The sequence below is a fragment of the Streptomyces sp. NPDC001406 genome, from assembly GCF_042895285.1.
Taxonomy (GTDB): Bacteria; Actinomycetota; Actinomycetes; order Streptomycetales; family Streptomycetaceae; genus Streptomyces.
In genome coordinates, this window is the sequence record NZ_JBIAWG010000045.1 from 1 (window position 1) to 12,545 (window position 12,545).

Sequence of the window (12,545 nt, forward strand, 5' to 3'; positions counted from 1 at the left end):
ACGGATGAGGGGGAGTTGGTGTTCCTCGGCCGGGCCGATACGCAGGTCAAGGTCCGTGGGTACCGCATCGAACCCGGCGAAATCGAAACCGCCCTGTCGGAGCATGCGGATGTCGCTCACATCGCGGTCGTCGTGCGCGAGGACCGGCCGGGCGACAAGCGGCTCGTTGCGTACGTAGTGCCTGCTGCGGACCGTGCTGTGGACGGTGCGGTGCTGCGTGCATACGCGGCTGAGACGCTGCCGGAGTACATGGTCCCGTCCGCCGTGGTGGTGCTGGAGGCGTTGCCGCTGACGGTCAACGGCAAGGTGGACCGGGCCGCTCTGCCCGCGCCCGAGGCACCCGGCAACATGGCGGGCCGGGCACCGGCCACGCCCGAAGAGGAGCTGTTCTGCGGGCTGTTCGCCGAGGTACTGGGCCTGGAACAGATTGCAGCCGACGCCGGCTTCTTCGAGCTGGGCGGCGACTCGATCATGTCGATGCAGTTGGCGTCGCGAGCCCGACGCGCCGGATGGGTGGTCACCCCACGGCAGGTGTTCGAGGCGAAGACCGTCGAGCGGCTGGCGCTGGTGGCAGAGCCGGTGGACGGCCAGTCCGTCGCCCCGAGCGACCTCGGGATCGGCGAGGTGCCCTGGACACCGGTGATGCGGACACTCGGCGAACAGGCGGTCATCGGATCCCGCTTCGCGCAATGGACGGTCGTCGGCGCACCGGCCGGGCTGGACCGGGATGCACTGGCCACGGCCGTGGGCGCGGTCCTCGACACCCATGACATGCTGCGCGCCCGCGTCGAGGACGACGGGACGCGGCTGATCGTCGGTGAGCCGGGAACCGTGACGGCAGCCGAGCTGATCCACCACCTGGACGCGACCGATGCGGGGGACGGCGAGCTGGACCGTCTTGCCGAGGAGCAGGCGCAAGCCGCCGTGGCCCGGTTGGATCCGGTGGCCGGCGTGATGGTGCAGGTGGTGTGGGTGGATGCGGGACCGTCCCGCACCGGCCGTCTGGTGCTGGTGGTCCACCACCTGGCCGTGGACGGAGTGTCGTGGCGGATCCTGCTGCCTGACCTGCAGACCGCATACGAGACAGTGATCGCGGGTGGCACACCGGCCCTCGACGCGGTGGGTACCTCCTTCCGCCGGTGGGCGGAACTGCTGACCACCCAGGCCAGCAGCGACGAACGGCACGCGGAACTCCAAGCCTGGACCGAACTCCTCCAAGGCGACGAACCGCCGCTCGCCGACCGCGCGTTGGATCCGGCCCTGGACACCGTACGAACGCTCAAGCACCGCTCCTGGACGGTGCCGGTAGAGCAGGCGGCGGTCCTGGCCGGACAGATCCCCACGACCTACCACTGCGGCCTGCACGAAGTGCTACTCGCCACCTTGGCCGGGGCGGTCAGCCACTGGCGGCCCGGTCCGGCCAGCCCGGTGCTCGTCGACGTCGAAGGCCATGGCCGGGAGCCGATGGACGGGGTGGACCTGTCCCGGACGGTCGGCTGGTTCACCAGCGTCCATCCCGTCCGCCTGGACACAACACCTGCCGACCTGGCTGACGTCCTGACGGGCGGCCCGGCAGCCGGCGTGCTGCTCAAGGCTGTCAAGGAGCAAGTGCGTACCGTGCCCGGTGACGGACTCGGCTACGGTCTGCTCCGCCACCTCAACCCGGAGACCGCCGAGATCCTCGCCCAACTCCCCTCCGTCCAGGTCGGGTTCAACTACCTGGGCCGGTTCACCGCCGGCGAGCAATCCGGCACCGCCCGCGCCTGGCAGCTGACCGGTGAGTCGGCGGTCGGCGGCGCGGCCGATCCGGACGCTCCTGCCACGCACGCCCTCGACGCAGGCGCCGTCGTACGTGACACAGCTGACGGACCGGAACTGACCCTCACCCTCGACTGGCCGAGCGGACTCCTGGACGACGCGGCGGCCGAACGCCTCGGTGGGCTCTGGCTGGAGATGCTGCGGGGCCTGGCCGCGCACACCACCCACGCCCCCACCGCGGGCGGCCACACCCCGTCCGACTTCCCCCTCCTCGACCTCTCGCAGGACGAAGTCGAGGAGTTCGAGGCCGCGGTCCCGGATCTGATGGACGTCTGGCCACTGTCGCCGCTGCAGGAGGGCATGCTCTTCCATGCCGCCTTCGACGACGAGGGTCCGGACGTCTATGAGGGTCAGCGGATGCTGACACTCGACGGACCGCTGGAGCCGGCGCGGCTGCGGGCAGCCTGGCAGGCGGTCGTCGACCGGCATCCGATCCTGCGGGCCGGGTTCCGCCGTCGTAGGACCGGCGAGGCAGTCCAGGTCATCGCCCGGCATGTTGAGGTGCCCTGGCGGGAGGCGGACGTCTCCGGCCTGTCGGACGCCGACGCACAGGCCGAGATCGAGCGGCTGTCCGCCGACGAGCGGGCGCAGCGCTTCGACCTCACGACCGCGCCACTGCTGCGCGTTCTGCTCATCCGACTCGGCACCGACCGGTATCGCCTCGTCCTCTCCAGTCACCACATCCTCATGGACGGGTGGTCGCTGCCGGTCCTGCTCCACGAGCTGCTGAGGGCGTACGAGACGGAGGGCGACGTCCGCTCGCTGCCGCAGCCGCAGGTGCAGCCGCCGATGTCGTACCGCGAGTACCTGGCCTGGCTGGCCCGGCAGGACAAGGAAACGAGCCGCGCCGTGTGGCGGGCCGAGCTGGCCGGGACCGAGGAGCCGACCCGTGTCGTGCCCGCGGAGCTGGTACGGACGCCGGTCATGCCCGAGCCCGCGCTGTTCGAGCTCACCGGTGAACAGACCCGGGCGTTGGAGGAGTTGGCCCGCAGTCGTGGCCTGACCGTGAACACCCTCGTGCAGGGTGCCTGGGCGCTGGTGCTGGCGCGGCTGGCCGGGCGCAACGACGTGGTCTTCGGCGCCACCGTGGCCGGACGCCCCGCTGACCTGTCCGGCGCGGAGTCGGCGATCGGTCTGTTCATCAACACCGTTCCCGTGCGGGTGCGGCTCGATGGCGCGCAGTCCGCGGCGGAGCTGCTCGCCGATCTGCAGGCGCGGCAGGTTGCGCTGATGGCGCACCAGCACCTGGGCCTGGCGGAGATCCAGCGGCTCGCCGGGCCGGGCGCGGAGTTCGACACCCTGGTGGTGTACGAGAGCTACCCGCACACCCCGGCCGCGTCGGACGCCGAAGCCCTGGCCATCAGCCCGGAGGGCAAGGCGGAGGACGCCAGCCACTACCCCCTCACCCTCATCGTCAACCCCGGTGACCGGCTGGGCGGCGAGCTGTCCTATCGGCCGGATGTGTTCGAGCGCGTCGAGGCCGAGGAGATCCTCGCCTCCCTGCTGCGGGTGCTTGAGCAGTTGACGGCCGACCTGTCGCTGCCGGTGGGCCGGATCGACGTCCTGAGCGAGGCCGAGCGCTCACGCATGCTCGTTGAGTGGAACGACACCGCGCGTTTGCTCTCCCCCGTATCCCTGCCGGAGCTGTTCACGGCACAGGCACGGCGGACGCCGCACGCGGTCGCGGTCGTCGGCGAGGGCGGCCCGCAGTGGTCGTACGCCGAGCTGGACCGGATCGCCGACCGAGTGGCGTACGGCCTGGCCGAGCGTGGCGTGTCCCGTGGCGACCTGGTCGGTGTGGCGATGGAGCGGTCGGCGGAGCTGGTCGCCGTACTGCTGGGTGTGCTGAAGGCCGGCGCCGGGTTCGTCCCTGTGGAGGCGGACTGGCCCGCGGCGCGTCGGCGCGTGGTGCTGGAGCACGTTCGGCTGGTCGTCGCCGATCAGGAGCTGACCGGCCGGCCCACGGACGTGGTGCGCGTCGGCGCGCTCATGACCGGTACCGCTGGCGGCGTCGCAGCCGCAGCCGCCGGGGCCGGTCCCGAGGACGTGGCCTACGTGATGTACACGTCCGGGTCGACCGGTGTCCCGAAGGGCGTGGCGGTCACGCACGCGGACGTGGCCGCGCTCGCCCGGGACAGCCGGTTCGCACACGGGCACGAGACCGTGCTGTTCCACTCTCCGCAGACGTTCGATGCGTCGACGTACGAGCTGTGGGTGCCGCTGCTGTCCGGCGGGCGGGTCGTCGTCGCGCCACCGGGCATCCCGACCCCCGCGCGGCTGCGGGAGTCGATCGGACGGCACGGGGTCTCCGCGCTGTGGCTGACGGCAGCGCTCTTCCACCTCTTCGCGCAGGACGACCCCGGGTGTCTGGCGGGGCTGCGCGAGGTGTGGACCGGCGGCGATGCCGTGCAGGCGGACGCGGTCCACCGAGTGCGGGAGGCGTGCCCGGGCCTGGTGGTCGTGGACGGCTACGGCCCGACCGAGACGACCACGTTCGCGACGTCGTACCGCATCGAGCCGGACGCGCCGGCCCCGCTGCAGATGCCCATCGGCCGTCCGCTGGACAACATGCGCGTGTACGTTCTCGACGGTTTCCTGCGGCCGGCACCGGTCGGGGTCGGAGGCGAGCTGTACATCGCGGGGGCGGGCCTGGCGCGTGGCTACGCGACACGGCCGGGTCTGACCGCCGAGCGGTTCGTGGCCTCCCCCTACCTGCCGGGTGCGCGGATGTATCGGACCGGCGACGTGGTGCGCTGGACCGGCGAGGGCGTGCTGGAGTTCGTCGGCCGGGCCGACGCGCAGGTGAAGATCCGTGGGCATCGGATCGAACCGGGTGAGGTCGAGGCGGTCCTGACCGGACACCCCGGCGTCGGCCAGGTCGCGGTCGTGGTGCGCGAGGACCAGCCGGGCGAGAAACGGCTCGTCGCATACGTCGTCCCGACCGGCGACGGTGCCGCCCGTGCGGTCGAGGGAACGGCGCTGCGTGACTTCGTGGCGGCCGAACTGCCGGACTACATGGTCCCGGCCGCGGTGGTGGTGCTGGACACGCTGCCGATCACACCGAACGGAAAGGTGGACCGGGCCGTACTACCGGCGCCGGACTTCGCGGGCAGGGTGTCCGGGCGGGCACCGCAGGGCGTGGTCGAGGAGGCCCTCGGCGCGCTCTTCGCCGACGTGCTGAGGCTGGCACGGGTGAGCGCCGAGGACTCGTTCTTCGAGCTGGGCGGCGACTCGATCATGTCGATGCAACTCGCGTCCCGGGCCCGGCGCGCCGGGTGGGTGGTCACGGCACGGCAGGTGTTCGAGGAGAAGACCGTCGAGCGGCTGGCGTTGGTGGCGGAGCCGGTGGACGGTCGGGCCGCAGTCCCGGGCGACGTGGGGACCGGCGAGGTGTCCTGGACGCCGGTGATGCGGGCGCTGGGTCTGCCGGCGGTGACCGGCTCACGGTTCGCGCAGTGGACGGTCGTCGGCGCGCCGACCGACTTGGACCGGCAGGCGCTGGTCACGGCTGTGGGGGCGGTCGTCGATACGCACGACATGCTGCGCGCCCGCGTCGAGGGCTTCGGCGAACGACGCCTGGCGGTGGGCGAGCCGGGGTCGGTGGACGCGGCCGGGCTGGTCCATCGGGTGGACGCGGCCGATGTGGCGGACGGTGAGCTGGATCGTCTGGTCGAGGAGCGGGCGCATGCCGCCGCGGAGCGGCTGGATCCGGCGGCCGGAGTGATGACGCAGGTCGTGTGGGTGGACGCCGGGCCGTCACGGGCCGGTCGTCTGGTGCTGGTGGTCCACCACCTGGCGGTGGACGGCGTGTCGTGGCGGATCCTGCTGCCGGATCTGCAGGCCGCGTACGAGGCGGTGACCGCGGGTGGCGCACCGGTCCTCGATTCGACGGGTACGTCCTTCCGCCGCTGGGCGGAGCTGCTGACCACCCAGGCCCGGAGCGAAGAGCGCCGTGCCGAGCTGGAGGCGTGGACCGCTCTGCTGGACGGCGAGGAGCCGACGCTCGGAAGCAGGGTGCTCGACCCGGCCCGGGACACCATCGAGACGCTGCGCCACCGCTCGTGGGTGGTGCCGGTCCAGCAGGCGGCGGTGCTGGCCGGGCGTACGGCGGCGGCGTTCCACTGCGGGCTGCACGAGGTGCTGCTGGCCACCTTGGCCGGTGCTGTCACCGACTGGCGTCCGACCGCTGCCCCCGGGCTGCTGATCGACGTCGAGGGTCACGGTCGAGAGCCGATCGAGGGGGTGGACCTGTCCCGGACGGTGGGGTGGTTCACCAGCATCCACCCGGTCCGGCTCGATCCCCACGGGATCGATCTGACCCAGGCCTGCTCGGGCGGCCAGGCGGCGGGTGCGCTGGTCAAGCGAGTGAAGGAACAGGTGCGTTCCGTGCCTGGTGACGGGCTGGGCTACGGCCTGCTGCGCCACCTCAACCCCGACACGGCAACGACCCTGGCTCAACTCCCGTCCCCCCAGATCGGGTTCAACTATCTGGGCCGGTTCGACACGGGTGAGCAGACGGGGCCGTTCGGCGCCTGGCAGTTGGCCGGCGAGACGGCCGTCGGCGGAGCGGCAGACCCGGACACACCGGTGCTGCACGCCCTCGATGCGAGTGCCGTCGTACGCGATACGGCGGACGGGCCGGAGCTCACCCTCACACTCAACTGGCCGAGCGGACTCCTGGACGAGGCGGCGGCCGAGCGGCTGGGCGGGCTGTGGCTGGAGATGCTGGCCGGCCTGGCCGCGCACACCACCGACCCCGCCGCGGGCGGTCACACCCCCTCCGACTTCCCGCTCGTGGAGTTGACGCAGGAGGGCGTGGACGAACTGGAGTCGGCGATCCCGAACCTGGCGGACGTCTGGCCGCTGTCGCCGCTCCAGGAGGGCATGCTCTTCCACGCCGCGTTCGACACCGACGGCCCGGACGTCTACGAGGGGCAGCGGACGCTGGCGCTCGAAGGGCCGTTGGACGTGGCCCGGCTGCGGGCGGCCTGGCAGGCGGTCGTCGACCGGCATCCGATCCTGCGGGCCGGCTTCCACCGCGATGCCTCGGGCGATGCCGTGCAGGCGATCTCCCGTGAGGTGGAGCTGCCGTGGCGGGAGGCGGATGTCTCCGGCCTGCCGGAGGCCGACGCGTCGGCCGAGGTCGAGCGGTTGTCCGCCGAGGAGCGGGCACAGCGCTTCGACCTGACGGCGCCACCCATGCTGCGGCTGCTGCTCGTCCGCCTCGCCGCCGACCGGCACCTGCTGGTGATGACGACCCATCACATCGTCATCGACGGTTGGTCACTGCCGGTCCTGCTCGACGAACTGTCCACGGTGTACGAGACGGTAGGCGACCCACGTGCGCTGCCCACGCCCACCTCCTACCGGGAGTACCTGGCGTGGCTCGCCCGCCAGGACAAGGAGGGGACCCGGGCCGCATGGCGGGCGGAGCTGGCCGGAACCGAGGAGCCGACCCGTGTCGTGCCCGCGGACCTGGTACGGACGCCGGTCATGCCCGAACCCGCGCGCTTCGAGTTCTCGTACGAACTGACGCAACAGCTGGAGGAGTTGGCGCGCAGCCGTGGTCTGACCGTGAACACCGTCGTGCAGGGCGCCTGGGCGCTGGTGCTGGCGCGGCTGGCCGGGCGGCACGACGTGGTCTTCGGCGCGACTGTGGCCGGACGCCCCGCTGACCTGTCCGGTGCGGAGTCGGCGATCGGTCTGTTCATCAACACCGTTCCCGTGCGGGTGCGGCTCGATGGCGCGCAGTCCGCGGCGGAATTGCTCGCCGACCTCCAGGAGCGGCAGGTTGCGTTGATGGCGCACCAGCACCTGGGCCTGGCGGAGATCCAGCGGCTCGCCGGCCCGGGCGCGGAGTTCGACACCCTCATCGTCTACGAGAACTACCCGCGCGAAGCCACCGAAGCCGACGAGGACGCGCTGACCATTCGCCCGGCAGGGGCGAGCCGGGATGCGAGCCACTACCCGCTCAGTCTGGTGGTGAACCCCGGCGAACGGCTGGAGGGAGAACTCTCCTATCGACCGGATGTGTTCGCGCACACCGAGGCGGAGGAGATCCTCGCCTCCCTGCTGCGGGTGCTTGAGCAACTGGTCGCCGACCCGTCGGTCCCAGTGGGGCGGATAGAGGTGCTGAGCGAGGCCGAGCGTACCCGGGTCGTCCGGGAGTGGAATGCGACGGGGCGGCCGGTTCCGGCGGGGTCGGTACTGGAGTTGTTCGTCGCGCAGGCGCGGCGATCGCCGACGGCGGTGGCTGTGCGGTGCGGTGAAGAAGTCGTCTCGTACGGGGAGCTGGAGGCGCGCTCCAACCAGTTGGCGCGCTACCTGATCGGCCTGGGCGTGCGGCCGGAGTCCCGGGTTGGCCTGTGTCTGCCGCGCGGGGTGGACATGGTCGTGGGGGAGTTGGCGGTGTGGAAGGCCGGGGCCGCGTTCGTGCCGCTGGATCCGGAGCACCCCGCCGACCGACTCGCCTACATGGCCGCAGACAGCGGAGCCTCGGTCGTGCTCAGCACCTCCGCGGACCTGGAGGCCGAGCATGTGGTGCTGCTCGATGCGGCGGCGGAGGCGCTGGCCGCTGAATCGGCGGAGCCGTTGAACGCGGTCGTGGATCCGGACCAACTGGCGTACGTGATCTACACCTCGGGTTCCACCGGCCGGCCGAAGGGTGTGGCGGTTGCGCACCGAGGCGTGGCCAATCTGGCGGACGCGATGCGGCCGGTGCTGGGTGTGGATGAGGGTGTGACGGCGTTGCAGTTCGCGTCGTTCAGCTTTGACGCGGCGGTTCTGGATGTCGCGGTGACGCTGGCTGCGGGTGGGACGCTGGCGATTGCCGGGAGTGAGGAGCGTACGGATCCTGCGGTGTTGGCGGAGATGATCCGTGCGGCGGGTGTGTCGGTGGCGAGTGTGGTGCCGTCGTTGCTCGGGGTGCTGGATCCTGCGTCGGTGCCCGGGGTGTCCAACTGGGTATTGGGCGCTGAGCGGTTGAGTGCCGACCTGGCCGCACGCTGGCGGGGGCAGGCGCGGGTGTGGAACACCTATGGCCCCACCGAGGCCACGGTCATCACCACCGCCACACCGCTCGGCGAGGGCATCACCTCGCAGGACGCACCGCCCGCCATCGGCCGCCCCCTCGCCAACACCCAGGTCTTTGTCCTGGACGAGTTCCTGCAGCCGATGCCGGTCGGTGGCGTCGGCGAGGTCTACATCTCCGGGGCGGGGCTGGCCCGGGGGTATGTGGGACGCCCGGATCTGACGGCCGAGCGGTTCGTGGCCTGCCCGTTCGTGTCGGGGCAGCGGATGTATCGCTCAGGTGACCTGGCTCGCTGGTCGGCCGACGGTGAGTTGCACTTCGCCGGGCGTGCGGATGAGCAGGTCAAGATCCGCGGGTTCCGCATCGAGCCGGGAGAGATCGGCTCCGTCATCGCCGCGCACGACAGTGTCGGCCAGGTGGCGGTCATCGTGCGCGAGGACCAGGCCGGTGACAGGCGGCTGGCTGCGTACGTCGTCCCGGCCACGGACGGCGAGGTGGACCTCGCGGAACTGCGGGAGTTCGCCGGTGCGCGGTTGCCGGAGTACATGCTGCCGTCGTCGATCGTGGTGCTGGACGCACTGCCGCTGACGGTCAACGGGAAGGTGGACCGGGCCGCTCTGCCCGCGCCGGACTTCGCGGAGCAGGTGTCCGGTCGGGCGCCGGAAGGTGTGGTCGAGGAGACCCTGTGCCGCCTGTTCGCCGAGGTGCTGGGGCTGGACCAGGTGGCGGCGGACGTCGGCTTCTTCGAGCTGGGCGGCGACTCGATCATGTCGATGCAGTTGGCGTCGAGGGCGAGGCGCGCCGGGTGGGTGGTCACCCCGCGGCAGGTGTTCGAGGAGAAGACCGTCGAACGCCTGGCGCTCGTCGCTCAGCCCGTGGACGGTCGGTCCACCGATGGTTCGGGTGACGACGGTGTGGGCGAGGCTGCCTGGACGCCTGCGATGCGGGCCATGGGCGAAGCAGGTGTCGGCTCGCGGTTCGCGCAGTGGATGGTCGTCGGCGCGCCGGCCGGGCTGGACCGGGATGCATTGGTCACGGCTGTCGGCGCGGTCATCGACACGCACGACATGCTGCGCGTTCGTGTCGAGGGCGGCGGTTCACGGCTGATGGTCGGTGAGCCGGGAACCGTGACGGCAGCCGGGCTGATCCACCACGTGGACGCGACCATGACCAACGAAGGCGACCTGAACGAGGTTGCCGGTCGTGCGGCCCGCGACGCGGTGGAGCGGCTGGATCCCGCATCTGGCGTCATGGTGCAGGTGGTGTGGGTGGATGCGGGACCGTCTCGGACCGGCCGCCTGGTGCTGGTGGTTCACCACCTGGCGGTGGACGGGGTGTCGTGGCGGATCCTGCTGCCGGATCTGCAGGCCGCGTACGAGGCTGTGGTCGCGGGTGAGGCACCGGTGCTGGATGCGGTGGGCACGTCCTTCCGCGGGTGGGCGGAGCTGCTGACCACTCAGGCCCGCAGCGACGATCGGCGCGGCGAACTACAGGCGTGGAGCGAACTCCTCCAAGGCGAGGAACTGGCCCTCGGAAACCGGCCGTTGGATACGGCCCTGGACACCGTACGAACGCTCAAGCACCGTTCTTGGACGGTGCCGGTGGAGCAGGCGGCGGTCCTGGCCGGACAGGCGCCGACGATGTACCACTGCGGCCTGCACGAAGTGCTGCTTGCGACGCTTGCCGGAGCGGTCACCCACTGGCAGCCCGGTCCGGACGGCAGGGTGCTGGTGGACGTCGAGGGGCACGGCCGAGAGCCGGTGCAAGGTGTGGACCTGTCCCGCACGGTGGGCTGGTTCACCAACGTCCACCCTGTCCGCCTGGACACATCAGCTGCTGACCTGGCAGAAGTGCGGGCGGGCGGCCCGGCGGCCGGGGTGCTGCTCAAGGCCGTCAAGGAGCAGGTGCGTTCCGTCCCCGGTGACGGGCTCGGCTACGGTCTGCTGCGTCACCTCAACCCGGAGACAGCAGAGGTCCTCGCCCAACTCCCCAGCGCCCAGATCGGGTTCAACTATCTGGGCCGGTTCACCGTCGGTGAGCAGTCCGGTCCCGTCCGCGCCTGGCAGCCGGCCGGCGAGACGGCGGTCGGTGGCGCGGCCGACCCCGACATGCCCGTGGCACACGCCCTGGAAGCCGGTGCGGTGGTGCGCGACACCACGGGCGGACCGGAGCTGACCCTCACGCTCAGCTGGCCCGGCAGCCTGCTCGACGACGCGGCGGCCGAACGCCTCGGCGGGCTCTGGCTGGAGATGCTGCGGGGCCTGGCCGCGCACACCACCGACGAACCCACCGCGGGCGGCCACACGCCATCCGACTTCCCGCTGCTGGCACTCGACCAGGCCCAGGTCGAGGAGTTGGAAGCAGCGGTCCCGAACCTGATGGATGTCTGGCCGCTGTCGCCGCTGCAGGAGGGCATGCTCTTCCACGCAGCCTTCGACGACGAGGGCCCGGACGTGTACGCGAGCCAGCGGGCGCTGGCGCTCGACGGTCCGTTGGACGCGGCGCGGCTGCGCGCGGCCTGGCAGGCAGTCGTAGACCGGCACCCGATCCTGCGGGCCGGGTTCCACCTGAGCGCATCGGGCGACGCCGTACAGGTCATTGCCCGGCATGTGGAGCTACCTTGGCGGGAGGCGGACGTCTCCGGGCTGGCGGAAGCCGATGCGTCGGCCGAGGTCGAGCGGCTGTCCGACGAGGAGCGGGCGCAGCGCTTCGACCTCACGACCGCGCCACTGCTGCGCGTCCTGCTCATCCGCCTCGGCGCCGACCGGCATCGCCTCGTCCTCTCCAGTCACCACATCCTCATGGACGGCTGGTCACTGCCGCTGCTGATCAGCGAGGTGTCGGCTGCGTACGAGGCAGGCGGCGACGTGCTGGGACTGCCTGCGCCGACGTCGTACCGGGAGTACCTGGCCTGGCTGGCCCGGCAGGACAAGGAAGAAACCCGTACCGCATGGCAGGCCGAGCTGGCCGGGGCCGACGAGCCGACGCGGGTGGTGCCTGCGGAGCTCGTGCGGGCCTCGGTCCTGCCCGAGCCGATCCGCTTCACGTTCCCGGAGCACCTGAGCCGGAAGCTGGAGGAGGTCGCGCGAAGCCATGGCCTGACCGTGAACACCGTGGTGCAGGGTGTCTGGGCGCTGGTGCTGGCGCGGCTGGCCGGGCGCCATGACGTGGTCTTCGGCGCCACCGTGGCCGGACGCCCCGCAGACCTGCCCGGCGCGGAGTCAGCCGTCGGCCTGTTCATCAACACGCTGCCGGTACGGGTGAACCTGAGTGCGGGACAGCCGATCATCGAGATGCTGACCGAACTCCAGCGAGGACAGGCTCGGCTGATGGGCCATCAGCACATCGGTCTGGCGGAGATCCAGCGCCTCGCCGGCCCGGGCGCGGAGTTCGACACCCTCGTCGTGTACGAGAGCTACCCGCATGCGCCGGCCGCATCGGACGACGAATCTCTGACCATCCGCCCGGCAGGCGCAAGCCAGGACACCAGCCACTACTCCCTGGCGCTGATCGTGATTCCCGGCGAACGGCTGGAAGGTGAATTCGTTTACCGGCCGGACGTGTTCGAGCGCGCTCGGGCGGAAGACGTCCTTGCCTCTGTCCTGTGGGTGTTGGAGCGGGTGGTGGGGGATCCGTGGGGGTTGGTGGGGCGTGTTGGTGTGTTGGGTGGTGTGGTGCGTGAGCGGGTGTTGGGGGA

Annotated in this window: 1 protein-coding gene; it reads left to right on the top strand. The window is 71.4% G+C overall.

Annotated features, from left to right (window positions below):
• Positions 1-18 precede the first annotated feature (18 nt).
• The coding region (locus ACFY1J_RS45780; RefSeq protein WP_390733284.1) for an amino acid adenylation domain-containing protein at positions 19-12,545 on the top strand (12,527 nt) is incomplete at its 3' end.